This window comes from Pseudomonas sp. SF2 (assembly GCF_036858055.1).
GTDB lineage: Bacteria > Pseudomonadota > Gammaproteobacteria > Pseudomonadales > Pseudomonadaceae > Aquipseudomonas.
This window is the reverse complement of the sequence record NZ_JAMBDI010000023.1, coordinates 34,435-59,971: the sequence shown is the minus strand read 5'-3', so window position 1 is coordinate 59,971 and position 25,537 is coordinate 34,435. Positions and strand designations below refer to the sequence as shown.

The following is a 25,537-nucleotide window of genomic DNA, read 5'->3' as shown; positions in this document are numbered from 1 at the left end:
CGGGTAAACCCGCTCCCACAGGAGTTTGGCAGATTCTGTGGGAGCGGGTTCACCCGCGAAAGGGCCAGCACAGGCAACACAAAAACCACTTTAGAATTCGCTGGATTGTCTGTAGCCTTCGGCCTCCGATAATAATCCGCGCCCGCAGAGGGCCGTGGCGGCCTGTGTGCCGTCCGGCGCCCCTAGCCGATCTGTCAGGGCCGGGTGATACACTCGATTTGACGCGCACAAGCGCCTGCAGGTCCAGCGATCATGACCCAGATTTCCGAACGCCTGTTGGTTCAGGCCCACCTCGACGCCAAGCAGCCCAACCCGCTGACAGCCGAGCAGGAGGCCGAATACCGTGCGGCCATCGCTGCCGAGCTCAAGGCCCAGAACGCCGTGCTGGTCGCCCACTATTACTGCGACCCGGTCATCCAGGCGCTGGCCGAAGAAACCGGCGGCTGCGTGTCCGACTCGTTGGAAATGGCCCGCTTCGGCAAGAACCACCCGGCCGAAACCGTGATCGTTGCCGGTGTGCGCTTCATGGGCGAGACGGCGAAAATCCTCACCCCGGAAAAGCGCGTGCTGATGCCCACCCTGGAGGCTACCTGCTCGCTCGACCTGGGCTGCCCGGTGGAAGAGTTCTCGGCCTTCTGCGACCAGCACCCGGAGCGTACCGTGGTGGTCTATGCCAACACTTCCGCTGCCGTGAAGGCCCGTGCCGACTGGGTGGTCACCTCGAGCTGCGCGCTGGAAATCGTCGAAAGCCTGATGGACAACGGCGAGACCATCATCTGGGGCCCGGACCAGCACCTGGGGCGTTACATCCAGAAGCAAACCGGTGCCGACATGCTGCTGTGGGACGGTGCCTGCATCGTTCACGAAGAGTTCAAGTCGCGCCAGTTGGCCGACATGAAGGCGCTGTACCCGGATGCAGCGATTCTGGTGCACCCCGAGTCGCCGGAAGCGGTGATCGAACTGGCCGACGCGGTGGGTTCCACCAGCCAGCTGATCAAGGCTGCCCAGACCCTGCCGAACAAGACCTTCATCGTCGCCACCGACCGCGGCATCTTCTACAAGATGCAGCAGCTGTGCCCGGACAAGGAGTTCGTCGAAGCCCCGACCGCCGGTAACGGCGCGGCATGCCGCAGCTGCGCGCACTGCCCGTGGATGGCGATGAACACCCTGGAGCGTGTGCTGGATTGCCTGCGTAATGGGTCTAACGAGATTTTTGTCGACCCGGCGCTGGTGCCGAAAGCGATCAAGCCGCTGAACCGGATGCTGGACTTTACCCAGGCGGCGCGCCTGAAGTTGTCCGGTAACGCCTGACGCTGTACCGCGTCGCTTTCTTCGCGGGTAAACCCGCTCCCACAGGTACAGCGCAGCGCTCACGGGCGGTGCGGTCCCTGTGGGGGCGGGTTTACCCGCGAAAGGGCCCTCAACGCCCCATCATTTCCTGAACCATGCGCTGCTGCTCCATGACCTCGCGCTGGCGCTGGTCAATCTGTGCTGCCAGCGGGAAGTTCCCGCCCGCACGGCGCTTGGCGTAATCCAGCTGCTGGATGGCCTGGTCAAAATCGCCCACCAGTGTGAAGTACTCGGCACGCGCCCGGTGCAAACCAATGGTATTGCCCGAAAGGCCCCGCACTTCGGCCATGTCGTACCACACGTCCGGGTCATCCGGCCGGCTCTTCACCAGCTCGTTCAACACCTTCTCCGCCTCGGCGGGCTTGTTCTGCTTCACCAGCAAGTCGGCACGCACCTGTTTCAGCGGGTAGTTGCCCGGGTACAGGCCCTGCATGCGTTCGGCCCGCTGCTGCGCGTCGGCCAGGCGGTTGTTGGTGATATCCAGGTCGATCTGCGCCAGGTTGTAGGTAATGTCGTTGGGCGCCTTGGCCAGCAGCGGCTTGAGCAGTTCGCGCGCCTCGTTCAGCTGGCCACCCTTGATCTGCGCCAGGGCCAGGCCGTAACGCGCGGCGTCCAGCTTGGGGTCTTCGTCCAGCTGGGCGCGGAAGCGTTTGGCTGCCAGCCCCGGGGTGCCTTCGTAGGTCAGCGCCACCCGGGCACGGATCAGCTGGTAGCGCATGCTGTCCTCGACGCCGCCCTTGGGGGCCTGCTCGGCACGGTTGCGGGTGTCGGCGATACGCGACTCGGTTACCGGGTGGGTCAGCAAGAATTCCGGTGGCTTGGCGTCGTAGCGGTACTGCCGGGCCAGGCGCTCGAACATGGTCGGCATGTTGCGCGGGTCGTAGCCGGCCTTTTCCAGGTTCTGGATGCCGATACGGTCGGCTTCCTGTTCGTTTTGCCGAGAGAAGCGCCGCTGTTCCTGGATCGCCGCTGCCTGGGTGCCGGCGATCACGCCGATACCGGCATCACCGCCACCACCGGCGGCCAGCACGATACCGGCCAGCAACGCCGCCATCATCGGCAACTGCATGCGCTGCTGGGCCTCGACGCCGCGGGCGAAGTGGCGTTGCGACAAGTGCGCCAGTTCGTGGGCCAGTACCGAGGCGTACTCGCCTTCGGTCTGGGCGTTGAGGAACAGCCCGCCGTTGACCCCGACGATGCCGCCCGGGGCGGCAAAGGCGTTGAGCTCGCGGCTATCGATGAGGATGAATTCCAGGCGTCGGTCCTGCAGTTGGCTGGTTTCGGCCAGGCGATACACGCTGGTTTCGACGTAATCTTTCAGCTGCGGGTCGTTGAGCTGGTTGACCTGGCCACGCAGCAGGCTCAACCAGGCACGGCCGAGCTGGTGCTCCTGTTGTGGCGAGACGATCGCGGAACTGGCGTCGCCCAGTGATGGCAGGTCGTCAGCGTGGCCGGGGAGGGCCAACAGGCAGGCCAGCGTCAGCAGGGTAGGGCGCAGTAGATTCATGCATGAAGCTCGCGTCGGTCAAAGATACCTACTGTAGCGGGCTCACACGTTGGCGACCAGTGGCGCTATCCTAGCCGGCCAAATCCAGATACAGCCTGGCAATGCCTTTGGAGAGCCCCACGATGAGTGACACCCTGACCTGTGACGCCGAGCTGGACGCCAGCGGGCTGAATTGCCCTTTGCCGCTGCTGAAGGCCAAGATGGAGCTCAACCGCCTGGCCAGCGGCGCGGTGCTCAAGGTCATCGCCACCGACGCCGGCTCACAACGCGACTTCCGCACTTTCGCCCAGTTGGCAGGTCATACCCTGCTGCGGGAAACGGCCGAGGCCGGTACCTACACTTACTGGCTGCGCAAGGCCTGAGTCTTTCCAAGGATCGTCAATGTTCAAAGTGCTTCGCGACTGGATGCAGCGCTACTTCTCCGATGAGGAAGCGGTGGTGCTGGCGGTCCTGTTGTTCCTGGCTTTTACCGCGGTACTCACCCTGGGTGGCATGCTTGCACCGGTGTTGGCGGGCATGGTGCTGGCGTTTCTGATGCAGGGGCTGGTCAATGCCCTGGAGCGCGTGCGGGTACCGACCCGGCTGGCGGTGATGCTGGTGTTCGCCCTGTTCATGGGGGCGCTGGCTGTGTTCATGCTGGTGCTGGTGCCGCTGCTGTGGCACCAGTTGATCACCCTGTTCAACGAACTGCCGGGCATGCTCGGCAAGTGGCAGTCGCTGCTGTTGCTGTTGCCCGAGCGTTACCCGCACCTGGTGTCGGACGAGCAGGTGCTGCATGCCATCGAGTCGGTGCGCGGGGAAATCGGAAAGTTCGGCCAGTGGGCACTGACCTTCTCGCTGTCGAGCCTGCCGTTGCTGGTCAATGCCATGATCTACCTGGTGCTGGTGCCGATCCTGGTGTTTTTCTTTCTCAAGGACCGTGAACTGATCGGCCGTTGGGTCAGCGGCTACCTGCCACGCCAGCGCAGCCTGCTGAACCGCGTGGGCAGCGAGATGAACCGGCAGATCGCCAACTACATCCGCGGCAAGGGCATCGAGATCCTGATCTGCGGCATTGCCACCTACATCGCCTTCATCAGCCTGGGGCTCAACTACGCCGCGTTGCTGGCGCTGCTGGTGGGGCTGTCGGTGGTGGTGCCTTACGTGGGCGCGGTGGTGGTGACCGTGCCGGTGACGCTGATCGCACTGTTCCAGTGGGGCTGGGGTGACCAGTTCATCTACCTGATGACGGTGTACGCGATCATCCAGGCGCTGGACGGCAACGTGCTGGTGCCGCTGCTGTTCTCCGAGGCGGTGAGCCTGCACCCGGTGGCGATCATTTGCGCAGTGCTGCTGTTTGGCGGGTTGTGGGGGTTCTGGGGGATTTTCTTTGCCATCCCGCTGGCGACGCTGATCAAGGCCGTGCTGGATGCCTGGCCGCGGCAGGAGCCTAGCGTTTCGCCGATGCTCTGAATGCAAATGGGGCCGCTTTGCGGCCCATTCGGGACCTTGTGGGAGCGGCCTTGTGTCGCGAAAGGGGCGCAAAGCGCCCCCAACGATCTCAAGCCTTGTTCAGGGCCTGGGCAGCAGCCAGTACTGCATCCACATGCCCGGGCACCTTCACCCCGCGCCATTCCTGGCGCAGCACACCGTTTTTGTCGATCAGGAAGGTGCTGCGGTCAACGCCCATGTATTCCTTGCCATACAGCTTCTTCAGCTTGATCACGTCGAACAGCTGGCACAGGGCTTCGTCCTTGTCGCTGATCAGCTCGAACGGGAAGCCTTGCTTGGCCTTGAAGTTCTCGTGCGACTTGATGCCATCGCGCGACACGCCGAACACCACGGTGTTGGCCGCGGCAAAGGCATCATGCTGGTCACGGAAACCCTGGCCCTCGGTGGTGCAGCCCGGGGTGCTGTCCTTCGGGTAGAAGTACACCACCACTTGCTGGCCCTTGAGCTCGGCCAGGCTGACGGTTTGCCCGCTGGTGGCCTGGGCCTGGAAGTCGGCAACGGGTTGGTCGAGTGCTACAGCCATGGTCGGTTTCCTTACATTGGGTTCTGTGGACGCCATGGCTCGATCAGCGCATCGAGGTTCAGGGCATCGGCAAAGTCCAGGAACTGGTCACGCAGCCAGCTGATCTGGGTGCCGGCCGGCAGAATCACGGTGAACTGGGCGTTGAGCATGCTGCTGCCGGTCTGCGGCGCCAGGTAGGTGTCGCAGGTCATGGCTTCCAGCTCGACGCGGTGGTCGAGGAAGAACTGGCACAGCTCGTTGATGATGTCCGGGCGGTAGGCGGCGCTGACGTAGGCCACGTAGGGCAGGGCCTGCGGGCGCACTTCCTGGTCGGCGCTGCGCACCACGTCCAGGGTCAGGCCGTGCTTCTTGCCCAGGCCCGGCAGCATGGCTTCGAGGCGCGCCAGGGCGTCCCAGCTGCCGCCCACCTGCAGTACCAGGGCGCTGGTCTCGCCGTGGCGGCTCAGGCGCGAGGTGACCACCGCGCAGCGGTTTTCGAAGGCAGCGCGGCTGAGGACGTTGGCCAGCTCCATGGGGTTGGGGCCCAAGGCGCTGATGACAAGGAATTGTTCGCGGACGGTGGGGGTGGACATGCAGCATTCCTAAAGCGATGAGCGGTCGGCACAGGACGGGCGAAAGCCTCCAGTCGGCAGGGCCCGGGGCTCGCATGCGAGGTCGTGGACGCTGGCGGGGAGCAAGGTCGACGGCCCGGCGGGCCGCGCTGCACCGATCAAAGCAGCAAGGGTAGCGAAATAAGGCGCCGAGGGGAATGCTCCACCCGCCTGCTTCGCTTGTGCAAGGCCGATGCCCCCAGTACCATTACCGCTCTCTTTTTCCGGCAGGAGCAGTTACATGATTGCGGGCAGTATGGTGGCATTGGTCACTCCCATGGATGCACAAGGGCGTCTTGACTGGGACAGCCTCGACAAACTTGTAGACTTCCACCTGGAAAACGGCACCCATGCGATCGTCGCTGTCGGCACCACCGGTGAGTCCGCCACGCTGGATGTCGAAGAACATATCCTGGTCATCAAGCACGTGGTCGAGCGCGTCAAGCGCAGCACCCGCCGCATCCCGGTCATCGCCGGTACCGGTGCCAACTCCACTGCCGAAGCCGTGCACCTGACCCAGAACGCCAAGAGCGCCGGTGCCGACGCCTGCCTGCTGGTAGTGCCGTACTACAACAAGCCGACGCAAGAAGGCCTGTACCAGCACTTCAAGCACATTGCCGAAGCCGTCGACATCCCGCAGATCCTCTACAACGTACCCGGCCGCACCTCCTGCGACATGCAGGCCGATACCGTGATCCGCCTGTCGAAGGTCAAGAACATCATCGGTATCAAGGAAGCCACCGGCGACCTGGTACGCGCCAAGGCGATCCTCGATGGCGTCGATAGCGACTTCATCGTCCTGTCCGGCGACGACCCGACCGCCGTCGAGCTGATCCTGATGGGCGGCAAGGGCAACATTTCCGTCACCGCCAACGTCGCCCCGCGCGAAATGGCCGACCTGTGCGAGGCCGCCCTTGAGGGCAATGCCGAGAAGGCCCGCGCAATCAACGAAAAACTCATGCCGCTGCACAAAGACCTGTTCTGCGAGTCCAACCCGATCCCGGTGAAATGGGCACTCGTCGAAATGGGCCTGATGCACAAAGGCATTCGCCTGCCGCTGACCTGGTTGAGCGAAGGCTGCCACGAAAAAGTCCGTACTGCCTTGCGCCAGTCCGGCGTACTGGTTTAAGAGGAAGTACACCGCATGAAGCGACTGGCTGGTCTTTCCGCCCTTGCCCTGATCATCTCCAGCACCAGCGGGTGTGGCTGGCTGTGGGGCGAGGATGGCTATTTCCGCGACCGCGGCAGCGATTACCTGCAGGCGCGCCCGACCGCGCCTATGCAACTGCCGCCGGACGCCAGCAACGTCAAGCGCCTTGACCCGCTGCTGCCGATCCCGCGTAACGTCGCCGACGACAGCGCCACCGGCGAGTTCGAGGTGCCGCGCCCGCAACCGATGACCGGTGGCGCCGCCCAGATTACCGACTACAGCCTGCAGCGCAGCGGCAGCAGCCGTTGGGTGCTGGCCCAGCATTCGCCGGCCGAAGTATGGCCGGTGGCCCGCCAGTTCTTCGAGGACAACGGCTTCCGCATCGCCGAAGAGCGCCCGCAGACCGGCGAATTCAACACGACCTGGCAGCGTTTCGACGAACTGTCGGCATCGCTCGGCCAGCGTCTGGCCAGCACTGCCAGCAGCGCTGACAGCGAAGTGCGCGTGCGTGTTCGCATGGAGCCTGGCGTGCAGCGCAACACCTCCGAGGTGTATGTGGTCAGCGTCGAGCGCCCGGCCGGCAGCACTGCCGAGCCCGATTTCCCGTCCACCTCCAGCAACACCGGTGCCGATGCCCTGCTGGTCGACGAAATGCTTGCCAGCATGAACCGCAGCGCCGAGAAGGGCGGTTCGGTGTCGCTGCTGGCCGCGCGCGATTTCGACGCGCCGAGCCGCGTGAGCCTGAGCGAAGACGGCAGCGGCAACCCGGTGCTGTACCTGGGCGCCGACCTGGACCGCGCCTGGTCCAGCGTGGGCCGTGCCCTGGAGCAGGGTGGCCAGTGGCGTGTCGAGGACATCAACCGCAGCCTGGGCCTCTACTACATCAACCTGTCGGAAAAGCCTGACGACAAGCAGAACCAGCCTGGCTTCTTTGGCCGCATGTTCGGCAGCGAGCCGACCAAGGAAGAGCGTGAAGCCCGTGCCGAGCGCTACCAGGTTCGCCTGAGCAAGGTGGGTGAGAGCGTGCAGGTCACGGTCGAGAAGAACATCAACACCGTGGCTCCGGCCGATGTCGCCCGCCGCGTGCTGAGCGCCATTCAGGACCACCTGGGCTAAGTGCGCTTCGCGGTACTCGGAAGCGGCAGCCAGGGAAACGGCACGCTGATCGCCAGTGGTGACACGTTCATCCTGGTCGATTGCGGGTTTTCCCTGCGCGAGACCGAGCGGCGCCTGGCGCTGCTCGGCGTGTCGGCGGCCCAGCTCAGTGCGGTACTGGTCACCCACGAACATGCCGACCACGTGCATGGGGTCGGCTTGCTGTCACGGCGCTACAATGTACCGGTCTACCTCAGCCAAGGGACCTTGCGCGGCATGCGCAAGCCGGTGGAGGTGGCCGGTTTTCTCGCTTGTGGCGACAGCCTGCGTATCGGCAGCCTGGAAGTGACCGCGGCGCGGGTCGAGCACGACGCCTACGAGCCGCTGCAGTACGTGGTCAGTGACGGCCAGCGGCGCTTCGGCATGCTGACCGACCTGGGTTCGTACGACGCGCTGCTGCTGGAGCGTTACCAGGGCCTGGATGCACTGCTGATCGAGGCCAACCACTGCCGCGACCTGCTGGCACGCGGTCACTACCCGGCCTTCCTGAAGCAGCGGGTGGGTGGCATGCAAGGGCATTTGAACAATCACCAGGCCGCGCGCCTGGTGCATGAGTTGGGCTGGCACAACCTGCAGCACCTGGTGCTGGCCCACCTCAGCAGCAAGAACAACCTGCCACACTTGGCTCGCCAGTGCTTCGTCGACACCCTTGGGTGCGACCCGGACTGGCTCCAGGTGGCGAATCAGGAACACGGGCTCGACTGGCGCGAAATCGCCTAGCCCAACACCTCAAGCAAGCGGAGCCCAATCATGGAAAAACGCGACGAACTTTACCGCGGCAAGGCCAAATCGGTTTACAAGACCGACGACGCCGACCGCTTGATCCTGCTGTTCCGTAACGACACCTCGGCGTTCGACGGCAAGCGTATCGAACAGCTCGACCGCAAAGGCATGGTGAACAACAAGTTCAACGCCTTCATCATGCAGAAACTGGAAGAAGCCGGCGTGCCGACCCAGTTCGACAAGCTGCTGGGCGACAACGAGTGCCTGGTGAAGAAGCTGGACATGATCCCGGTCGAGTGCGTGGTGCGCAACTACGCCGCCGGCAGCCTGGTCAAGCGCCTGGGCGTGGAGGAGGGCATCAAGCTGGAGCCGTCCACCTTCGAGCTGTTCCTGAAGAACGACGAGAAGGGCGACCCCTTCATCAACGAATCCCACGTTGTCGCGTTCGGCTGGGGCACCGCCGAGCAGTTGGCCGAAATGAAAAAGCTGTCGCTGAAGGTCAACGAAGTGCTGAGCAAGCTGTTCGATGACGCCGGCCTGCTGCTGGTCGACTTCAAGCTGGAATTCGGCGTATTCCACGGCCAGATCGTGCTGGGCGACGAGTTCAGCCCGGACGGCTGCCGCCTGTGGGACAAAGAGACCCGCAAGAAGATGGACAAGGACCGCTTCCGCCAGGGTCTGGGCGACGTGATCGAAGCCTACGAAGAAGTTGCCAAGCGCCTGGGCGTGCCGCTGTAAGCGGCACGTTCACGCAAGCGCCTGATACCACGCGATTTTTTTGAAAAAAAGGTTTGCGTTTTAAAAGAACGCTGGTATGATGCGCGGCATTGGAGAGATGCCGGAGTGGTCGAACGGGACGGATTCGAAATCCGTTGTACTGGCAACAGTACCTAGGGTTCAAATCCCTATCTCTCCGCCATACAAGATGAAGCCCCTGGGAACGAAAGTTTTCAGGGGCTTTTTCGTTGTGTGGCGCGAAGTTGTTTGTAGCGAGCATCCCATTTGCGCGTGCGAGCCTATGAAGACGCGGGGAGCTTCTTGAGCGGCCTGACGGTGAGTTCTACGCCCAGGGCAAGCATCAGCTTCTGAATTGTAGAAAAACGGGTTTTATCGCCGCCCTTCAAAGTTTTGTAGAGAGACTCGCGGTTGACGCCTGCGTCTTGCGCAAACTGGTTAACGCCCTTGGCTTTTGCCACTTCACCCAGGGCATGCATCAGGATTTGAGCATCGTTAGCCTTCATAGCCTCTGCCAGAAATGCTGCGATGGTTTCTGGGCTGTCGAGAAACCGGGATGCCTCGAATCGTTTGGTATTGCTCAAGTCCAGATCAAGGATTGGCATGTCTTCAGGGGTGGATTTGTCGCTCATCGTTTTTTACCTCGTACCGCATCAAGAATTTCCTTGGCTCGTTTGATGGCTCTGTGTTGATCCGTTTTATCGCTGCCATAGAGCATCAGGTAGCGGGTTGGGCCCGTTCGTACGAAGTAGATTCGATATCCGGGGCCGACAAACACGCGCATCTCACTGACACCATCGCCAACCGATTCGATATCACCGAAGCTGTCATTTTCGGCTCTGGCAATCCTTGAGGTGACAGCACCTCTGCCGATTTGACCGAGTGGCCCTGCGGAAACGAGGTGGAGGCCATTACGCAATGGTTGGTTGCGCCTAGCCTGATGATCGCCTTCCTGCGTTGGTCTTGAATGGCGATGAAGAGACGAGGCTAAGGTGCGGGCTGTGCACTGGCAACGAATACAGCGGGTTTGCTGTTTGTTTGGGAAATGGACTACATCGCGATGGAAGGGGTCGCATTACCGCGTGGGGCCGGAGCGTATTTGAGTGTGATCGCGACGAGATGCGATGAATGAAGCCCCTGGGTGTTATGCGTTTCCAAGGGCTTCCTTTTTTCTTATTTTTTCATCATCCCCAATTCAGCATCATCCAGCAGCGCCTTTGCCATCGCACTCAGGTAATGCGAGGCCCAGATCAGCTTCTGGTCGCCATCCATCAAACCGGTGATGATCAGGTCGCGGACGTAGCCCATCAGTTCCGATGCCTGTTCGCGGGCGTCCTGGCAGGGGATGCCGGGCTCGATGCGGAACAGCGGGTGGGTGTTGTTTTCGCCTTGGTAGAAGCAGGTCTTGCCGACTGTGGTGGGTTGTTTTGTGTCGTCGGTGGGCATTGGTGAATCTCCCTGGGATTTTGGGTGTCTGTACAGGCCTCTTCGCGGGTGAACCCGCTCCCACAGGTACGGCGCAGTACTTGAGGGCAATGATTACCCCTGTGGGAGCGGGTTTACCCGCGAAGAGGCCAGACCTGCTTAGTGCAAGGTGCGCGGCTCAACCGGTAAATGGGCCTGCATCTGCAATTGCATCAATGCCGACTCGACCAGGCCCTGTACTGCTTCCATTTCATGGATCACAGCCTGCATCACGATCGAACTTGGGGCCGTGGGTTTGAGTTGCACGGATTGGCGGACCACGAACAGGGCGCAGAGTACGTACTCTGAGGACTGGACCAGGGTGTCTTGCAGAGCCTGGGTGGAATCGAGGGAGTGGGGTGGATCGGGGACCATCTTGCGCATGTAAAGCTCCTTGGGTAAGTGGAGCCGCCTGGCAACGCTGTCAAACGAATGGGGGCAGCTATACATGGGTTGACAGACCGGTTACCCAAGACCCGGCGCACACGAATGTGCCCCATGCACAGCTGCCATAACGCGCTGCAACGGAAACTTGAGTAGTCGGCCTGTCAAAGCCGGTCGTTGATTTTGCAACGACAAACCGAGACTAGAGCGCGACCCAATCCGTCGCAACAGTTTGAGCGGGTTGGCAGTATGTTTGGGAAATGGCCTACAAGGAAGGGGATTATTCTGAGTTTCAACTGTAGGACCGGGAGCGCAACGCGCCCCCCAGGGCCCTCAGCGCATCGCCGCCAGCTTGATGCCAAACCCCACCAGGCAAGCCCCCGCCAACCGCTCGAACATATTGGATATCCGCGGATTGGCGCGCATGCGTTCGGCCAACTGGTGCGTCAGCACCACCGCAATCAACCCGTACAGGAAGGTCACCACCGCCACCGTCGCCGCGAGGAAGCCGAAGGTCACCAGCCCCTGGTGTTTCACCGGGTCGACGAACAGCGGGAAGAACGCCATGTAGAACATGATCGCCTTGGGGTTGAGCAGGGTGATCATCATGGTCTGGCGCAGGTACTGGCCGTTGTCCATGCGGCTGGCCCGCGGTGCGCCACCGGGTTTGCTCAGCAGCATGCGCAGGCCCAGGTACGCCAGGTACGCGGCACCGGCCCACTGCACCACATGAAAGGCGGCAGGGTAGGCGGCCAGCAGGGTGGCAACGCCAGCCACCGCCAGCCACAGCAGCACTTGGTCACCCAGGATTACCCCACAGGTCGCAGCCATGCCGGCCTTGATCCCGCCCTTGCCCGTGGCGGTGATCAGGGCGAAGTTGCCCGGGCCGGGGATGGCCAGGACGATGATGAAGGCGATGACGAACGCGCCGTAGTCGGTGACGCCGAGCATGGGGAACTCCTGTAGGGCAGTGAAAAAGCAGCGTTCAAGACTATCGTCGCCACCCGCTCACTTTTCAACCATGCATTGCGAATTGGACATAACATCCGGTTTCAGGAAAGTGAGACATTGCTTGCAACCGCAACGTATTGTTGCGCGGCTGCAACGAACAAGTGCCATCCGCTGCTTGGATCCAATGCCCAGGTTCTGTATCATCCCGCCGCCATCAGACGATGGCCGAAGATGATTCATTTAAAGGATTTAGTATGAAAAAGCTGTTCAAGGCTACCGTAGCCGTTGCTGTCGTTTCGGGTGTTGCCCTGCTGTCGGGTTGCACCGGCCAGGTTTACAACCAGCCGAAAAACTGCACCTACGACTACCTGTTCCACCCTTCGGTTTCCATCTCCAAGATCATCGGTGGCTGCGGCCCGATCGATAAACTGCCTCAGCAGCAGTAATCTTGGCGGTACCCTGATCGCGACGCTTGCGGCGTGATCCAAGGCCCCCGGTCATGTACATGATCGGGGGTTTTTGTTTTTCGGCGTGACATTCTGCCACTGAGGCAACCCGTCGCCTTGACGTTCCGGGCGGCAATTTGTTTGTGCTGGCATTTGAGCTACAATCGGAAAAACGATTCAGCCTTGTCGGTCAATTCGACAAAAGGCCGAGTCGTTTTCTGGTTCTCTGGCTGCTGAATAACGATCAACAACAAGCCTGCGCTGCAGAACACGCTTTACCTGGGCCAGCCACAGGCCCGCCCTCTGTTCTCCTGACTGGAATCGATCAATGTTCAAGAAAGCTGGCAAGACCTTGCTGGGTCTGGCTGTCGCTGCAAGCGTCATGCAAGCGCACGCCGCAGAAACCAAGAAAGTAGATGTGCTGCTGGTCGGCGGCGGCATCATGAGTTCGACACTGGCCGTGTGGCTGCACGAGCTGGAGCCAAGCTGGTCGATGGAAATGGTCGAGCGCCTGGATGGCGTGGCCGAAGAAAGCTCCAACGGCTGGAACAACGCCGGTACCGGCCACTCCGCGCTGGCCGAGCTGAACTACACCCCGGAAGACAAAGACGGTAACGTCAACATCGCCAAGGCCATCGAAATCAACGAAGCCTTCCAGGTCTCCCGCCAGTTCTGGGCGTGGCAGGTCCGCCAGGGCGTGCTGAAGAACCCGCACTCGTTCATCAACACCACGCCGCACATGAGCTTCGTGTGGGGCGATGACAACATCAAGTTCCTGAAGAAGCGTTATGACGCGCTGCAGGCCAGCCCGCTGTTCCGCCCGATGCAGTACTCCGAGGACCACGCGCAGATCGCCAAGTGGGTCCCGCTGATGATGGAAGGCCGCGACCCGAACCAGAAACTGGCCGTGACCTGGACGCCGATCGGCACTGACGTCAACTTCGGCGAGATCACCCGCCAGTTCGTCGGCCACCTGAAAACCCAGGAAAACTTCGACCTGAAGCTGTCCAGCGAAGTGCAGGACATCACCCGCAACAAGGACGGTTCGTGGCACGTCGAGTACAAGAACCTGAAGGACGGTAGCGAATCGGCCACCGACGCCAAGTTCCTGTTCATCGGTGCCGGCGGCGGCGCGCTGAAGCTGCTGCAGAAGTCGGGCATTCCTGAAGCCAAGGAATACGCAGGCTTCCCGGTGGGTGGCTCGTTCCTGGTGACCGAGAACCCGACCGTGGCCATGCAGCACATGGCCAAGGCCTACGGCATCGCCTCGACCGGCGCACCACCCATGTCGGTACCGCACCTGGACACCCGCGTGCTGGACGGCAAGCGCGTGATCCTGTTTGGCCCATTCGCCACCTTCTCGACCAAGTTCCTGAAGAACGGCTCGTACCTGGACCTGTTGAGCAGCACCACCACCCACAACGTGTGGCCGATGACCAAGGTCGGCATCGACCAGTACCCGCTGGTGGAGTACCTCGCTGGCCAGCTGATGCTGTCTGACGACGACCGCTTCGAAGCCCTGCGCACCTACTTCCCGAACGCCAAGAAGGAAGACTGGCGCCTGTGGCAGGCCGGCCAGCGCGTGCAGATCATCAAGCGTGATGCCGAGAAGGGCGGCGTGCTGAAGCTGGGCACTGAAGTGGTCGCTTCCGAAGACCGCACCATTGCCGGCCTGCTGGGTGCATCGCCAGGTGCTTCGACTGCTGCACCGATCATGCTGAACGTGCTGGAAACCGTGTTCAAGGAGAAGGTCGCTACCCCTGAGTGGCAGGCCAAGATCAAGCAGATCGTGCCGAGCTATGGCACCAAGCTGAACGACTCGGCGGCGGCCACCCAGAAAGAGTGGAACTACACCGCTGAAGTGCTGCAGCTGGAGAAGCCACCGGTGATCGACGAAAGCGTCGGCACTGCGGTTGCACCGAGCCAGCCGGTCGAGAGCAAGCCTGAGAATGACATGGCGCTGTAATCGGCCATTGTTGTGACAGAAGCCACGGGGGAGACCTCGTGGCTTTTTTTTTGCCTGTTCCGGCCCTTTCGCGGGTAAACCCGCTCCCACAGGGATAGCGCCAAGCCTGTGGCCAACGCGGTCCGTGTGGGAGCGGGTTTACCCGCGAAGAGGCCGGCACAGGAAAATCATTGCTGCCGCAGAATGCAGTCCAGCAACCCGGGAAACCGCTCCCCCAGCATCTCGCTACGCAACGAATTCATATGGGTAGTCCCCACATTGCGGGTATGCACCAACCCCGCATCACGCAGCACGCGAAAGTGGTGGGACATGCTCGACTTCGGCCGGCCGCCGTCCAGCTCGCCGCAGCTGGCTTCGGCCACGCCCGCCAGGTGGCGCACGATACCCAGGCGCACCGGGTCGCTCAGGGCATAGAGCAGGCGTTCCAGGGTGAGGTCTTCGGAATTGGGATGTTGATAAGCTCGCATGGTGTTCATGATAACGGGGCTATCATTAATTGCCATAGTTCGATTATGATCGAACTATCGTAATCAAATAGCCCAGGAGCTTGCCCATGTCCGCCTTGTTCGAACCGTACACCCTCAAGGACGTTACCCTGCGCAACCGCATTGCCATCCCGCCGATGTGCCAGTACATGGCCGAGGACGGCATGATCAACGACTGGCACCACGTGCACCTGGCCGGTCTGGCCCGTGGCGGTGCCGGCCTGCTGGTGGTCGAGGCCACTGCAGTAGCCCCGGAAGGGCGCATCACCCCCGGTTGCGCCGGTATCTGGAGCGATGCCCACGCCCACGCTTTCGTGCCAGTGGTGCAGGCAATCAAGGCCGCCGGTTCCGTGCCGGGTATCCAGATTGCCCATGCCGGGCGCAAGGCCAGCGCCAACCGCCCGTGGGAAGGTGATGACCACATCGCTGCCGGCGACCCCCGCGGCTGGGAAACCATCGCCCCGTCCGCCATCGCCTTCGGTGCACACCTGCCGCAAGTGCCGCGCGAGATGACCCTGGACGACATCGCCCGGGTCAAGCAGGACTTCGTCGATGCCGCCCGCCGGGCGCGTGATGCCGGCTTCGAGTGGATCGAACTGCACTTTGCCCATGGCTACCTGGGTCAGAGCTTCTTCTCCGAACACTCCAACAAGCGTACCGATGCCTACGGTGGCAGCTTCGACAACCGTAGCCGCTTCTTGCTGGAAACCCTGGCAGCGGTGCGTGAGGTATGGCCAGAAAACCTGCCACTGACCGCGCGTTTTGGTGTGCTGGAATACGATGGCCGCGATGAGCAGACCCTGGAAGAGTCGATCGAACTGGCGCGCCGCTTCAAGGCCGGTGGCCTTGACCTGCTGAGCGTGAGTGTCGGCTTCACCATTCCTGACACCAAGATCCCGTGGGGCCCGGCGTTCATGGGGCCGATTGCCGAGCGTGTGCGCCGCGAGGCGAAGCTGCCGGTGACTTCGGCGTGGGGTTTTGGTACGCCGCAACTGGCGGAAGCAGCGCTGCAGGCCAACCAGCTGGACCTGGTGTCGGTAGGGCGTGCGCACCTGGCTGACCCGCACTGGGCATATTTTGCGGCCAAGGAGCTGGGGGTGGAGAAAGCCTCCTGGACCTTGCCGGCACCGTATGCGCACTGGCTGGAGCGTTATCGCTGAGGCATGAAGGGGCTGCTTTGCAGCCCATTCGCGGGTACACCCGCTCCCACAGGATCTCCACTGCCCTCAAGGCCTGTGCGATCCCTGTGGGAGCGGGTTCACCCGCGAAGAGGCCAGTACAGGCTAAAACCGGTCCAACCGGTAAGCCGCCATATCAGCCCCACTGTCCCTGTCAGCCAACCGCCCCACCCACTCCGCCGTCACCGCCGCCTGGGTCAACCCCAGGTGCTGATGCCCGAACGCCAACAGCACCCGCCCGTCACACACCCGGTCGATCACCGGCAACGAATCCGGCAACGAAGGCCGGAAGCCCATCCACGGCGTCGCTCCCTCCACACTCAAGTCCCGCTGGAACAAGCCCTTGCTCAACCGGTGCAACTGCCACGCTCGTTGCATGCTCGGCGGCGCGTCCAGCCCGGCGAATTCCACGGTGCCGGCCAGGCGCAAACCCTCGGCCATGGGCGTCATGATGAACTTGCGTTCCAGCGATGTGACTGCAAACGGCAGGCGCTGATGCTCGCCAGGCAACATCAGGTGGTAGCCGCGCTCGGTATCCAGTGGCACCTGCTTGCCGGTCAGCGCGCCGGTCAACCGCGCAGAGTGCGCGCCACAACTGATCAGCACCTGACGGGCATCGAGCGTGCCCAGGTCGCTGGCCAGGCTGACTCCGCCGCTGTGCAGCCGCCCGCCATCGACCTGTGCCTGGACAAAGCGCACACCACTGGCCTTGGCAGCTTCGAACAATTCGCACACTACCCGGTAGGGATCGATGAAGTGGCCGGTACGCGGAAAGAACAGCCCGCCCAACAGTGACGGGCTCAACTGCGGCGCCGCCTCGCGCACGGTGTCGGCCGACCAGAAGTCCACCGGCACCGCCTGCTGTTGCAAGCGTGCGCGCAAGGCCTCCAGCGCCTGGCGCGACTCAGGCCGTTCGAACACCAGCAACGAGCCATCTTCCTGGAACAGTTCGCTGCGCCCGATCGAACCCAGCAACCGCTGCCAGGCACCCAGGCTGCCTTCGTTCAATGTGCGAATGCCGGCCACGCTGCGCTGAAATGGGCCCGGGCGCAGGTTGAGCAGCAGGCGGGTGAACCAGGGCATGGCCTTGGGCAGGTACTTCCAGTCCAGGCGTAGCGGGCCCATCGGGTCCAGCAGCATGCGCGGCAGGCGTTTGAGGATCGACAGGTCGGCAATCGGGAATACCTGCTCGGTAGCCAGGTGCCCGGCGTTGCCGTAGGACGCGCCCTGGCCGGGTGCCTGGCGGTCGACCAGGGTTACCCGGCGGCCCTGGCGGGCCAGTTGCAGGGCACAGGCGACGCCGACAATGCCGGCGCCGACCACGGCGATATCGGTTTCAGCGGTTTCGACCATGCTCAGCCTTCCCGTTTACCGTCGAGCAGGCGCCGCAGTTGCAGCGGGTTGCCGTGTTTCAGCGCCGGCGGCAGCAGGGCATCGGGGAAGTCCTGGTAGCACACCGGGCGCAGGAAGCGCAGGATTGCCGCCGTGCCCACCGAGGTGGTGCGGGCGTCGGAGGTGGCCGGGAACGGCCCGCCGTGGACCATCGCGTCGCATACCTCTACACCGGTCGGCCAGCCATTGACCAGAATGCGGCCAGCCTTGCGCTCAAGGGTCGGCAGCAGGGCGCGGGCGTTGTCGATGTCGGCATCGTCCAGTTGCAGGGTGGCGGTCAGTTGGCCTTCCAGATGCTCGGCCACCTGGCGGACCTGCTCATCGTTGGCGCAGGCCACCACCAGCGACGCCGCGCCGAAGATCTCGGCCTGCAACGCCGGGTCGGCAAGGAACGCTTCGGCCTGGGTCACGAACAGCTGCGCCTGGCACTGGTTGGGGCCTTGCCCGGCCTGGCCACTGGCGGCGGCCTGGGCATTGGCGTTTGCGGCCAGGGCGCCGACACCGGCCTGGTAGGCACTGAAGATGCCTGGGGTGAGCATGGTCTGTGCAGCAGCCTGGCGCACGTGTTCGCTGGCGGCGTTGATGAAACGCTGCAAGTCGGGCCCTTGGCGGGCTATCACCAGGCCGGGGTTGGTGCAGAACTGGCCGGCGCCCTGGGTCAGCGAGGCGACGAAGCCTTGCGCCAGTGCCTCGGCGCGGGCTTGCAGGGCACCGTCGAACAGGAACACCGGGTTGATCGAGCTCATTTCGGCGTACACCGGGATTGGCTCCGGGCGGGCCTGGGCCGCCTGGCACAGCGCAATGCCGCCGCTGCGCGAGCCGGTAAAGCCAACGGCCTTGATGCGCGGGTCGCTGACCAGCGCAATGCCCACTTCACGACCGGAGCCGTACAACAGCGAAAACACGCCGGCCGGCAAGCCGCATTGCTTCACTGCTTGTGCCACTGCCTGGCCTACCAGCTCGCTGGTGCCCGGGTGGGCGCCGTGGGCCTTGACCACCACCGGGCAACCGGCAGCCAGGGCCGAGGCGGTGTCGCCACCGGCCACCGAGAAGGCCAAGGGGAAATTGCTGGCGCCGAATACGGCCACCGGCCCCAGGGCCACCTGGCGCTGGCGCAGGTCGGCACGCGGCAGGGGCTGGCGCTCGGGCAGCGCGTTGTCGACCCGCACATCCAGCCATTCGCCGGCCCGTACCACGCGGGCGAAGGTGCGCAGCTGGGTGCAGGTGCGGCCACGTTCGCCCTGGATGCGCGCCTTGGGCAGGCCGCTTTCGGCCACGGCGCGGTCGATCAGGGCATCGCCCAGCGCTTCGATCTGCGCGGCGATGGTTTCGAGGAATTGTGCCCGTTGTTCGAGCGAGGTTTCGCGGTAGCTATCGAACGCCGCCCAGGCCAAGGCGCAGGCCTGGGTTACGTGTTCGCTGCTGCCACCGAGGTAGGCCGGTTCCAGCGCCTGGCCGGTGGCCGGGTCGATGGCACGGATGGCTTCGCGGCTGCCGGTTACCGGTGTCTGGCCGATCAGCAGGTTGCCTGTGAGGGTCATGGGGCCTCCTTTGGAATCAATATCAAGGGAGACCGCAGCTCTTGTGGGAGCGGGTTTACCCGCGAAGCAGGCGACTCGGTGCCTGGCACCGGCTTCGCCGGTGTTCGCGGGTGAACCCGCTCCCACAGGGGCTGCGGCTCGGCCTGAATCAGGCGATCAGGCGATGTTCTGCTCAGCCGACCAGCTGGCGTACCAGGTGCGGAACAGCGCGTACTGCTGCTCGGCATAATTGCGCTGGGCGTCGGTCAGCAGGTCGGTTTCGTTGAAGTGCAGGCTGTATTCGCTGTCGCCGTTCAGCACCATCAGGTGCTTGTAGTACAGCACCAGGTCGCAGCCCTCATCGAACGACGACAGCACCGCCAGCGCCGCTTCCAGTTCCCGTGCCAGGCGGCGGGCCTTGGCGTCACCCTTGGCCGCCTGCTTGCTCAGGCTCACCAGGTGCAGCACCTCACGCGGCAGGGCGTTGCCGATGCCGGTGATAGCGCCGGTGGCGTTGCAGTTGACGAAGCCATGCACCACCTGGGTGTCCACGCCAACCATCAGCGTCACGTCGTCATCCTTGGAGGTGATGTGCTCGGCGGCATAACGCAGGTCGGCGCCACCGCCGAACTCCTTGAAGCCGATCAGGTTGGGGAACTCGCGGCGCAGTTCGAAGAACAGGTCGGCGCGGGTGGCGAAGCCATAGTACGGGCTGTTGTAGATCACCGCCGGCAGCTTCGGCGCGGCTGCCAGGATGGCCGAGAAGTGGTGCTTCTGGGCAATCAGCGAGGCACCGCGGCTGAGTACGCGGGGGATGACCATCAGGCCGGCGGCACCGACCTTGGCCGCGTGGGCGGCGTGAGATACCGCCTCACGGGTGTTCACCGCGCCGGTACCGACGATGGTCGGGATGCCGGCGGCCACCAGGCGTGCCACGCCTTCCTGGCGCTCGGCCTCGGTCAGCAGCGGCCAGTCGCCCATCGAGCCGCAGTACACCACGGCGCTCATGCCGGCCTCGATCAGCTCGCGGCCCTTGCGCACCAGGGCGTCGAAGTCCGGCTTGCGCTCGGCGGTGCAGGGGGTCATCAGGGCGGGCATGGTGCCGGTGAAGATATTGTTGGTCATTGTTGTTACTCCTCGCACTATTCGTTTTTTGGAAAAAGCCGGGGTCAGATGCCCCAGGCGAACGGGTCCTGTTCGTCGATCAGCAGGGTGCTGTCGGCGGTCATGTAGGCGCGGCCGGTGATGAACGGGCGAATGCGTTCGCCGTCGCGCTCGTAGCGGCCATGGAACTGGCTGCCGGTGATGCTGGCCTGAACCCAGGTCTGGCCTTCGTCGAGCTTGCCGTCGGCGGCCAGGCAGGCCAGCTTGGCGCTGGTGCCGGTGCCGCAGGGCGAGCGGTCGTAGGCCTTGCCGGGGCACATCACGAAGTTGCGGCTGTCGGCGTTGGCGTCGTCGGCGAACAGTTCTACGTGGTCGATGGGGGCACCGTTTTCACCGGTGATGCCCTGGGTTTCGAGGGCCTTGAGCATGGCCCAGGTGTACTCGGTCAGCGCCTCACGGTTGTCCAGCTCTATGCGCTGGCCGTGTTCGGAGACGAGGAAAAACCAGTTGCCACCCCAGGCGATGTCACCGCGCACCAGGCCATGGCCGGGCACCTCCACCAGCACCTGCTGGCGGTAGCGATAGGACGGCACGTTGCCGACGGTGATGGCGCCGTCTTCATGCAGGGTGGCGCTGACCTGGCCGACCGGGGTGTCGATCTTGTGCACGCCCGGTGCGATCAGGCCTAGGTGTTGCAGCGAGGCGATCAGGCCGATGGTGCCGTGGCCGCACATGTTCAGGTAGCCAGCGTTGTTGAAGAAGATCACCCCGCATGTGGCGTCGGCCGACACCGGTGGGCAGTACAGCGCACCGACCAGCACATCGTTGCCACGTGGTTCCAGCAGGCAGGCGCGGCGCCATTGGTCGTGCAGCTCGCGCAGTTCGTCGCGTTGCTCGGCCATGCTGCGGCCATGCAGTTGCGGGAAGCCTTTCATCACCAGGCGGGTGGGTTCGCCGCCGGTGTGGGAGTCGATGACGTGAATCTGTTTCATGAGCTTGTCCATTCCGGAGTGGGTCAGGAGGCGACGGCGGCAGGGCGCTGGCCTGGGTAGCTTTCGGCAGAGGCTTCGCTTTCATCCTCACCCTCCAGGCGCACCAGGTGGGCAGGCACGCCGGTGGCCGCGCCCCAGTAGTAGATGCCCAGCGCACAAGCGGCCACGACCACGGTGTCGAACGGGTGGCCGAGCACTCCCAGGCCGCCGAAGCTGCCCAGCCACGACAGCAGGATGGTCACTGCGTAGAAGCCGATCAGCCACGCCGACGAGCGCACTTGCTGGGCCAGCGACAGGTGCTGGGTCGGCACGAAGCGGCCGCACAGCAGGTACAGCACGAACATCACGATCTGCAGGGCCAGCAGCCATGACACGGTCTTCCAGCCCGACCAGTACACGATCAGCGCGGCGATGATGAACGACAGCGGGCCGAGCACGCCCATGCCCTTGACCCGGAACGGGCGCGGCATGTCGGGGGCGTTGCGGCGCAGGGCGGCGACGGTGACCGGGGCCACGGCGTAGCTCAGTACCAGGGCGGCGGAAACCACGTTGATCAGTGCTTCCCAGGACGGGAATGGCAGGGTCCAGAACACCGACAGGCCAAAGGTCAGCCACAGCGCCGGGCGCGGGATGCCGGACTCGGCGTCGATGCGGGTGAAGTACTTGAAGAAGGTGCCGGTCTGCGCCCAGCCATAGACCACGCGCGGGGTGGCGTTCATGTAGATGTTGCCGCAGCCGCTGGGCGAGATCACTGCGTCGGCCACCACCAGGTAGGCCAGCCAACCCACACCCAGGGCCAGGGAGATGTCACGGTAGGGCAGGGCCAGTTCCTTGGTCACGGCGGCCCAGCCGTTGCTCAGCATTTCGGTTGGCACGCTGCCAAGGAAGGCCAGTTGCAGCAGGGCGTAGATCGCGGTGGACAGCAGTACCGAGAGGATCAGCGCGATCGGGATGGTGCGTTGCGGGTTCTTCACCTCGCTGGCCACCGAAATGATCGGTGTCAGGCCCAGGTAGGCGAAGATGATGCCACCGGCCGATACCGCCATTTCAACACCGGACAGACCGAACGGGGCAAAGCCCTGGACCTCGAAATTTTCCGGCTTGAAGAAGGTGAACAGCACGCCGATTACCAGCAGCGGCACGATGAACTTGAACACACTGACCAGGTTGTTGGCCTTGGCGAAGGTTTTCACGCTGCGGTAGTTGAGGAAGAAGAACAGCCCCAGCAGGGCGAACTGCACCAGCCAGCCGAGCACGGTCGGGTCGCTGGAGCCGGCCTTGGTCAGCCCGGGGAACCAGGCGGCGGCGTATTGGCGCGAGGCGACCACTTCGATGGCGATCAGGCTGGAAAAGGCGATCAGGGTAATGAAGCCCATCAGGTAGCCCAGCAGCGGGCCGTGGGAGTAAACCGGGTAGCGCACCACGCCCCCGGCGCGCGGCAGGGCAGCGCCCAGTTCGCAATAGACGATGCCCAGCAACAGCACGGCGAAGCCGCCAAGGAACCAGGACAGGATGCCGGCCGGGCCGGCGATGGCCGAGACGTGGCTGGCGGCGAACAGCCAGCCGGAGCCGAAGATGGCGCCTAGGCCGATGAAGGTGAGGTCCAGCAATGACAACTGTTTTTTGAATTTGCCTGACATGGGTTCGCCTTTTTGTTGGTTATTGGATAGGCAGGTCTGATGTCACGAGATGCGGCTTTTTGGGCCGCGCTCTTGTAGGACTTGGGGCGGCTTGCGTGGGGCATAGAGTGGACCGATCAGGGCGGCGGATCTTGATGGTTTTCTGCAGGGCTGATGACGAAATCGGCACAGTTGCAGAAAAACAGTGGCGAGAGGAACGGCGGGTGAATAGGCTGTAAGCCATACCGCATAAGGGTTGTAGACATTTACTCGCTGTGCCGGCCCTTTCGCGGGTAAACCCGCTCCCACAGGTACCCCCGCAGCTTCGAGGGCTGCGCAGTACCTGTGGGAGCGGGTTTACCCGCGAAAGGGCCGGCACAGCAGACCGAGACAGAGCAGATGACCAACACCCCCCTGGCAACCCTGTACCAGTCCCTCGACCAGCACCGCCCCGCCAGCCTCGAGGCGCTGCTCGCCGGCGTATCCCTGCTGTTGCCAATCCTCGACGCCATCCCCAACGCCGCGATCTTCATCAAGGACCCGGCCGCCCGCTACGTGCTGGCCAACAACACCCTGGTCCAGCGCTGCGGCCTCAAGCGCCTGCAACCGCTGCTAGGCAAGACCAGTGCCGAAGTGTTCCCGGCACAGCTGGGCCCCGGCTACACCGAGCAGGATCGTCGTGTACTCAAGGAAGGGTTGGTATTGGCAGACCAGCTGGAACTGCACCTGTACGGCAGCCGCGAACCCGGCTGGTGCCTGACCCACAAGCGCCCGCTGTACAACCAGGCCGGCGAGATCATCGGCCTGGTCGGCATCTCGGTCGATTTGCAATCAGCCGCCGACAGCCACCCCGCGTACCAGCGCCTGGCCGCGGTGGACGAGCATATCCGCCGGCATTTCCACCAGCCGATCAGCATGGGCGAGCTGACCCGTATCGCCGGCATCTCCGTGGCCCAGCTGGAGCGTTACTGCAAGCGAGTGTTCCACCTCACGCCAAGGCAGATGATCCACAAGGCGCGCCTGGAACACGCTCACCGCCTGCTGCACTCGGAAATGCCGATCACTGATGTGGCGATGCGCTGCGGCTATACCGACCACAGCGCCTTCAGCCGCCAGTTCAAGCAGCTGACCGGCTTCACCCCGCGCCAGTACCGCCAGGCGACCAGCGCTCAGCTGGCCTGAAACAGCGCCCGCGCCTCATCGAAGCACTGCTCGGCAATGGCCGAACGCGGCTCGCTACGGCGCAGCAGCAGGCCGACCGGGCTGTGGATCGCGGCGTCGGCCACCGGCAGGATGCGCAGGTGCTCGCTCAGGTCTTCCAGGCCGCAGCCCAGTGGCATGACCGCGCAGCACATGCCGGTGTTGATGGCCTGGATCAGCTGGAAGCTCGAGTCGCTTTCCAGCACCGCATTCGGCTCCAGGCCACGGCTGCGGAAACTCAGGTCCAGCGACTGGCGGTAATGCATGCCTTTGCTCAGCAGGCCCAGCGGAATGTCGCCCAGCTCGTCCCAGCGCAGGGTAGCGCTGGTGAACTGGAAGTGCCGGGTATCGTGCAGCAGGCCCATGGTGGTGGTGCCCAGTTCGATCACTTCGAAGAAGCTGGTGTTGACCTGGTCGAGGTAGCAGATGCCCAGGTCGAGCTGGTTGCGGCTGAGTCCGTCGATGATCTGTTCCGAGCTGAGCGAACTGAGCTGGAAGTGCAGTTCAGGGTATTTTTCACGCAGCGGCAGCAACAGGTGCATGGGGTTGAAACTGGCCAGCGGCACCGTGCCCAGGCGCAGGCTGCCGACCACCTGGCCACGGCAGCTGGCGGCTTCGGCCTGCAGGCCGTCGTGAGCGGCGAGCAGGGTGCGGGCCCAGGCCAGGATGCGCTCGCCGGCCTCGGTGAAACCCTCGAAGCGCTGGCCACGCTTGACCAGCACCAGGTCCAGTTCGTCTTCCAGGTTGCGCAGGCGCATGGACAGCGTCGGCTGGGTGATATGGCACAGCGCCGCCGCCTGGCCGAAGTGGCGGGTCTGGTCGAGGGCGATGAGGAATTTGAGCTGCTTGATGTCCATGGAAGTGCCTGGTAGCGGGTTGTGCAGACCTTAACCCACGTCTGCGATAGATGTCATTGATCAGTCGGTACGCCATATCGATTGGACGCTCCTGGGCCATGCCTCTAGCGTGGCGGCAATGCCACTCAAGGAGCCTCCCCGTGCGTGTCCAACCCGACGCGGTCTTCGTACCGCTCAATATCGCCGTGCTGACTGTCAGCGACACCCGTACCTACGACAACGACACCTCCGGTGAGCTGCTGGCCAGCCGCTCGGTAGAGATTGGTCACCGCCTGGTGGCGCGGGCGTTGCTCAAGGACGACCTTTACAAGATTCGCGCCCAGGTCGCCACCTGGATTGCCGACGAGCAGGTGCAGGTGGTGCTGATCACGGGCGGTACCGGTTTTACCGGCCGTGACAGCACGCCGGAAGCGGTCGAGTGCCTGCTGGACAAGCGCATCGATGGCTTTGGCGAACTGTTCCGGGCCCTGTCGATTCTCGATATCGGTACCTCGACCGTGCAGAGCCGGGCGCTGGCCGGGCTGTCCAACCGCACGTTGGTGTGCTGCCTGCCGGGGTCCACCGGGGCCTGCCGTACGGCGTGGGAGGGCATCCTGGCGGAGCAGCTGGATGCGCGGCACCGGCCGTGCAACTTCGTCAAGCACCTGAAACCGATCGAGGCCTGCGCAAGCCGGGGCTGAGTCTTCTCCTGTCCTGGCCTCTTCGCGGGTAAACCCGCTCCCACAGGTAACGCGCAGGGTTCGAAACCTGTGGGA

General features: G+C 63.5%; 27 protein-coding genes and 1 tRNA gene. 13 read left to right on the top strand and 15 right to left on the bottom strand.

The features are described from left to right. The first annotated feature begins 252 nt into the window (after positions 1 to 252). The gene (gene nadA, locus M2S36_RS15360) at positions 253 to 1,311 is read left to right on the top strand and encodes a quinolinate synthase NadA (protein WP_019472564.1); all 1,059 of its coding nucleotides are present in this window, start codon (positions 253 to 255) and stop codon (positions 1,309 to 1,311) included. 109 nt (positions 1,312 to 1,420) lie between these two features. Here nadA and M2S36_RS15355 read toward each other — a convergent pair whose 3' ends face one another. Further along, positions 1,421 to 2,857, bottom strand: coding sequence for a M48 family metalloprotease (locus M2S36_RS15355; RefSeq protein WP_063913009.1), 1,437 nt, complete (start codon positions 2,855 to 2,857; stop codon positions 1,421 to 1,423). A gap of 122 nt (positions 2,858 to 2,979) precedes the next feature. Here M2S36_RS15355 and M2S36_RS15350 point away from each other — a divergent pair, with 122 nt between their 5' ends. Together M2S36_RS15350 and M2S36_RS15345 are read left to right on the top strand one after the other, a co-directional pair. Beyond that, positions 2,980 to 3,219 (top strand): sulfurtransferase TusA family protein, encoded by a 240-nt coding sequence (locus M2S36_RS15350; protein ID WP_008097503.1) that lies wholly within the window; start codon positions 2,980 to 2,982, stop codon positions 3,217 to 3,219. Positions 3,220 to 3,238: 19 nt separating this feature from the next. Continuing rightward, positions 3,239 to 4,309: an AI-2E family transporter gene (locus M2S36_RS15345; RefSeq protein ID WP_063913008.1), complete on the top strand. Its 1,071-nt coding sequence runs from the start codon at positions 3,239 to 3,241 to the stop codon at positions 4,307 to 4,309. Positions 4,310 to 4,397: 88 nt separating this feature from the next. Here the strand turns inward: M2S36_RS15345 and M2S36_RS15340 are convergent, their stop codons facing one another. Together M2S36_RS15340 and M2S36_RS15335 are read right to left on the bottom strand one after the other, a co-directional pair. Further along, a complete protein-coding gene (locus M2S36_RS15340) occupies positions 4,398 to 4,871 on the bottom strand; it encodes a peroxiredoxin (protein WP_207830757.1) in 474 nt (157 codons plus the stop codon). Positions 4,872 to 4,882: 11 nt separating this feature from the next. Continuing rightward, positions 4,883 to 5,443: a glycine cleavage system protein R gene (locus M2S36_RS15335; RefSeq protein ID WP_013973793.1), complete on the bottom strand. Its 561-nt coding sequence runs from the start codon at positions 5,441 to 5,443 to the stop codon at positions 4,883 to 4,885. A 259-nt stretch (positions 5,444 to 5,702) separates the two neighbouring features. Here M2S36_RS15335 and dapA point away from each other — a divergent pair, with 259 nt between their 5' ends. The 5 genes from dapA to M2S36_RS15310 all read left to right on the top strand — a co-directional run bounded on the left by dapA (position 5,703) and on the right by M2S36_RS15310 (position 9,408). Then, the gene (gene dapA / locus M2S36_RS15330; RefSeq protein ID WP_063913006.1) at positions 5,703 to 6,590 is read left to right on the top strand and encodes a 4-hydroxy-tetrahydrodipicolinate synthase; all 888 of its coding nucleotides are present in this window, start codon (positions 5,703 to 5,705) and stop codon (positions 6,588 to 6,590) included. Positions 6,591 to 6,605: 15 nt separating this feature from the next. After that, on the top strand, positions 6,606 to 7,727 hold the full coding sequence (gene bamC / locus M2S36_RS15325; protein ID WP_063913005.1) for an outer membrane protein assembly factor BamC: 1,122 nt from the start codon (positions 6,606 to 6,608) through the stop codon (positions 7,725 to 7,727). Continuing rightward, positions 7,728 to 8,486 (top strand): MBL fold metallo-hydrolase, encoded by a 759-nt coding sequence (locus tag M2S36_RS15320; RefSeq protein ID WP_207830762.1) that lies wholly within the window; start codon positions 7,728 to 7,730, stop codon positions 8,484 to 8,486. Between the two features lie 30 nt (positions 8,487 to 8,516). Then, positions 8,517 to 9,227 carry a phosphoribosylaminoimidazolesuccinocarboxamide synthase gene (purC, locus tag M2S36_RS15315; protein WP_004375217.1) on the top strand — a complete coding sequence of 237 codons (711 nt, stop codon included), beginning with the start codon at positions 8,517 to 8,519 and terminating at the stop codon, positions 9,225 to 9,227. Positions 9,228 to 9,318: 91 nt separating this feature from the next. Next, positions 9,319 to 9,408 (top strand) — tRNA-Ser (locus M2S36_RS15310). A gap of 97 nt (positions 9,409 to 9,505) precedes the next feature. Here the strand turns inward: M2S36_RS15310 and M2S36_RS15305 are convergent. The 5 genes from M2S36_RS15305 to M2S36_RS15285 all read right to left on the bottom strand — a co-directional run bounded on the left by M2S36_RS15305 (position 9,506) and on the right by M2S36_RS15285 (position 12,023). Continuing rightward, positions 9,506 to 9,856, bottom strand: coding sequence for an addiction module antidote protein (locus tag M2S36_RS15305; RefSeq protein ID WP_085590631.1), 351 nt, complete (start codon positions 9,854 to 9,856; stop codon positions 9,506 to 9,508). After that, positions 9,853 to 10,098 carry a type II toxin-antitoxin system RelE/ParE family toxin gene (locus M2S36_RS15300; protein WP_370464315.1) on the bottom strand — a complete coding sequence of 82 codons (246 nt, stop codon included), beginning with the start codon at positions 10,096 to 10,098 and terminating at the stop codon, positions 9,853 to 9,855. Before M2S36_RS15300 ends, M2S36_RS15305 begins: the two co-directional genes overlap by 4 nt. Before the next feature lie 299 nt (positions 10,099 to 10,397). Beyond that, a complete protein-coding gene (locus M2S36_RS15295; protein ID WP_025340252.1) occupies positions 10,398 to 10,670 on the bottom strand; it encodes a DUF3077 domain-containing protein in 273 nt (90 codons plus the stop codon). A 138-nt stretch (positions 10,671 to 10,808) separates the two neighbouring features. Next, positions 10,809 to 11,072 (bottom strand): hypothetical protein, encoded by a 264-nt coding sequence (locus tag M2S36_RS15290; protein ID WP_333957406.1) that lies wholly within the window; start codon positions 11,070 to 11,072, stop codon positions 10,809 to 10,811. A 333-nt stretch (positions 11,073 to 11,405) separates the two neighbouring features. Beyond that, a complete protein-coding gene (locus tag M2S36_RS15285; protein WP_063913001.1) occupies positions 11,406 to 12,023 on the bottom strand; it encodes a LysE family transporter in 618 nt (205 codons plus the stop codon). 254 nt (positions 12,024 to 12,277) lie between these two features. Between M2S36_RS15285 and M2S36_RS15280 the strand changes: the two genes are divergently transcribed. Both M2S36_RS15280 and mqo read left to right on the top strand, forming a co-directional pair. Next, positions 12,278 to 12,469, top strand: coding sequence for a YhfL family protein (locus M2S36_RS15280; RefSeq protein WP_003254720.1), 192 nt, complete (start codon positions 12,278 to 12,280; stop codon positions 12,467 to 12,469). 328 nt (positions 12,470 to 12,797) lie between these two features. Beyond that, positions 12,798 to 14,435, top strand: a complete 1,638-nt coding sequence (gene mqo, locus M2S36_RS15275; RefSeq protein ID WP_207830766.1) for a malate dehydrogenase (quinone) — start codon at positions 12,798 to 12,800, stop codon at positions 14,433 to 14,435. A gap of 167 nt (positions 14,436 to 14,602) precedes the next feature. Here the strand turns inward: mqo and M2S36_RS15270 are convergent, their stop codons facing one another. Next, on the bottom strand, positions 14,603 to 14,938 hold the full coding sequence (locus tag M2S36_RS15270) for an ArsR/SmtB family transcription factor (protein ID WP_207830768.1): 336 nt from the start codon (positions 14,936 to 14,938) through the stop codon (positions 14,603 to 14,605). A 50-nt stretch (positions 14,939 to 14,988) separates the two neighbouring features. Between M2S36_RS15270 and xenA the strand changes: the two genes are divergently transcribed. After that, a complete protein-coding gene (xenA, locus tag M2S36_RS15265) occupies positions 14,989 to 16,080 on the top strand; it encodes a xenobiotic reductase XenA (protein ID WP_333957401.1) in 1,092 nt (363 codons plus the stop codon). 123 nt (positions 16,081 to 16,203) lie between these two features. Here xenA and M2S36_RS15260 read toward each other — a convergent pair whose 3' ends face one another. The 5 genes from M2S36_RS15260 to M2S36_RS15240 all read right to left on the bottom strand — a co-directional run bounded on the left by M2S36_RS15260 (position 16,204) and on the right by M2S36_RS15240 (position 22,746). After that, positions 16,204 to 17,451, bottom strand: a complete 1,248-nt coding sequence (locus M2S36_RS15260; protein WP_233687524.1) for an NAD(P)/FAD-dependent oxidoreductase — start codon at positions 17,449 to 17,451, stop codon at positions 16,204 to 16,206. Positions 17,452 to 17,453: 2 nt separating this feature from the next. Further along, on the bottom strand, positions 17,454 to 19,031 hold the full coding sequence (locus tag M2S36_RS15255) for an aldehyde dehydrogenase (NADP(+)) (RefSeq protein WP_233687525.1): 1,578 nt from the start codon (positions 19,029 to 19,031) through the stop codon (positions 17,454 to 17,456). A gap of 156 nt (positions 19,032 to 19,187) precedes the next feature. Then, positions 19,188 to 20,135 (bottom strand): dihydrodipicolinate synthase family protein, encoded by a 948-nt coding sequence (locus tag M2S36_RS15250; RefSeq protein WP_063912993.1) that lies wholly within the window; start codon positions 20,133 to 20,135, stop codon positions 19,188 to 19,190. A gap of 44 nt (positions 20,136 to 20,179) precedes the next feature. Then, a complete protein-coding gene (locus tag M2S36_RS15245) occupies positions 20,180 to 21,106 on the bottom strand; it encodes a 4-hydroxyproline epimerase (RefSeq protein WP_207830780.1) in 927 nt (308 codons plus the stop codon). Between the two features lie 23 nt (positions 21,107 to 21,129). Further along, positions 21,130 to 22,746 carry an APC family permease gene (locus M2S36_RS15240; RefSeq protein WP_333957400.1) on the bottom strand — a complete coding sequence of 539 codons (1,617 nt, stop codon included), beginning with the start codon at positions 22,744 to 22,746 and terminating at the stop codon, positions 21,130 to 21,132. Between the two features lie 378 nt (positions 22,747 to 23,124). On the opposite strand from M2S36_RS15240, the gene M2S36_RS15235 reads away from it, so the two are divergent. After that, positions 23,125 to 23,907, top strand: a complete 783-nt coding sequence (locus tag M2S36_RS15235; protein WP_207830783.1) for an AraC family transcriptional regulator — start codon at positions 23,125 to 23,127, stop codon at positions 23,905 to 23,907. Here M2S36_RS15235 and M2S36_RS15230 read toward each other — a convergent pair. After that, positions 23,895 to 24,782: a LysR family transcriptional regulator gene (locus tag M2S36_RS15230; RefSeq protein ID WP_333957399.1), complete on the bottom strand. Its 888-nt coding sequence runs from the start codon at positions 24,780 to 24,782 to the stop codon at positions 23,895 to 23,897. The two genes, M2S36_RS15235 and M2S36_RS15230, sit on opposite strands and share 13 nt — an antisense overlap. A gap of 140 nt (positions 24,783 to 24,922) precedes the next feature. Between M2S36_RS15230 and moaB the strand changes: the two genes are divergently transcribed. Next, positions 24,923 to 25,462 (top strand): molybdenum cofactor biosynthesis protein B, encoded by a 540-nt coding sequence (gene moaB, locus M2S36_RS15225; RefSeq protein ID WP_003259533.1) that lies wholly within the window; start codon positions 24,923 to 24,925, stop codon positions 25,460 to 25,462. Positions 25,463 to 25,537: the final 75 nt, after the last annotated feature.

Bases quoted from the DNA above. Each gene is read 5' to 3' on its own strand.
- M2S36_RS15240 (WP_333957400.1), bottom strand. From the start codon at position 22,746: ATGTCAGGCAAATTCAAAAAACAGTTGTCATTGCTGGACCTCACCTTC.
- bamC (WP_063913005.1), top strand. From the start codon at position 6,606: ATGAAGCGACTGGCTGGTCTTTCCGCCCTTGCCCTGATCATCTCCAGC.
- xenA (WP_333957401.1), top strand. From the start codon at position 14,989: ATGTCCGCCTTGTTCGAACCGTACACCCTCAAGGACGTTACCCTGCGC.
- dapA (WP_063913006.1), top strand. From the start codon at position 5,703: ATGATTGCGGGCAGTATGGTGGCATTGGTCACTCCCATGGATGCACAA.
- M2S36_RS15295 (WP_025340252.1), bottom strand. From the start codon at position 10,670: ATGCCCACCGACGACACAAAACAACCCACCACAGTCGGCAAGACCTGC.
- M2S36_RS15235 (WP_207830783.1), top strand. From the start codon at position 23,125: ATGACCAACACCCCCCTGGCAACCCTGTACCAGTCCCTCGACCAGCAC.
- M2S36_RS15270 (WP_207830768.1), bottom strand. From the start codon at position 14,938: ATGGCAATTAATGATAGCCCCGTTATCATGAACACCATGCGAGCTTAT.
- M2S36_RS15335 (WP_013973793.1), bottom strand. From the start codon at position 5,443: ATGTCCACCCCCACCGTCCGCGAACAATTCCTTGTCATCAGCGCCTTG.
- M2S36_RS15260 (WP_233687524.1), bottom strand. From the start codon at position 17,451: ATGGTCGAAACCGCTGAAACCGATATCGCCGTGGTCGGCGCCGGCATT.
- M2S36_RS15290 (WP_333957406.1), bottom strand. From the start codon at position 11,072: ATGCGCAAGATGGTCCCCGATCCACCCCACTCCCTCGATTCCACCCAG.
- M2S36_RS15280 (WP_003254720.1), top strand. From the start codon at position 12,278: ATGAAAAAGCTGTTCAAGGCTACCGTAGCCGTTGCTGTCGTTTCGGGT.
- M2S36_RS15345 (WP_063913008.1), top strand. From the start codon at position 3,239: ATGTTCAAAGTGCTTCGCGACTGGATGCAGCGCTACTTCTCCGATGAG.
- M2S36_RS15230 (WP_333957399.1), bottom strand. From the start codon at position 24,782: ATGGACATCAAGCAGCTCAAATTCCTCATCGCCCTCGACCAGACCCGC.
- M2S36_RS15250 (WP_063912993.1), bottom strand. From the start codon at position 20,135: ATGACCAACAATATCTTCACCGGCACCATGCCCGCCCTGATGACCCCC.
- purC (WP_004375217.1), top strand. From the start codon at position 8,517: ATGGAAAAACGCGACGAACTTTACCGCGGCAAGGCCAAATCGGTTTAC.
- M2S36_RS15285 (WP_063913001.1), bottom strand. From the start codon at position 12,023: ATGCTCGGCGTCACCGACTACGGCGCGTTCGTCATCGCCTTCATCATC.
- M2S36_RS15350 (WP_008097503.1), top strand. From the start codon at position 2,980: ATGAGTGACACCCTGACCTGTGACGCCGAGCTGGACGCCAGCGGGCTG.
- M2S36_RS15305 (WP_085590631.1), bottom strand. From the start codon at position 9,856: ATGAGCGACAAATCCACCCCTGAAGACATGCCAATCCTTGATCTGGAC.
- M2S36_RS15245 (WP_207830780.1), bottom strand. From the start codon at position 21,106: ATGAAACAGATTCACGTCATCGACTCCCACACCGGCGGCGAACCCACC.
- M2S36_RS15355 (WP_063913009.1), bottom strand. From the start codon at position 2,857: ATGAATCTACTGCGCCCTACCCTGCTGACGCTGGCCTGCCTGTTGGCC.
- M2S36_RS15340 (WP_207830757.1), bottom strand. From the start codon at position 4,871: ATGGCTGTAGCACTCGACCAACCCGTTGCCGACTTCCAGGCCCAGGCC.
- mqo (WP_207830766.1), top strand. From the start codon at position 12,798: ATGTTCAAGAAAGCTGGCAAGACCTTGCTGGGTCTGGCTGTCGCTGCA.
- nadA (WP_019472564.1), top strand. From the start codon at position 253: ATGACCCAGATTTCCGAACGCCTGTTGGTTCAGGCCCACCTCGACGCC.
- M2S36_RS15255 (WP_233687525.1), bottom strand. From the start codon at position 19,031: ATGACCCTCACAGGCAACCTGCTGATCGGCCAGACACCGGTAACCGGC.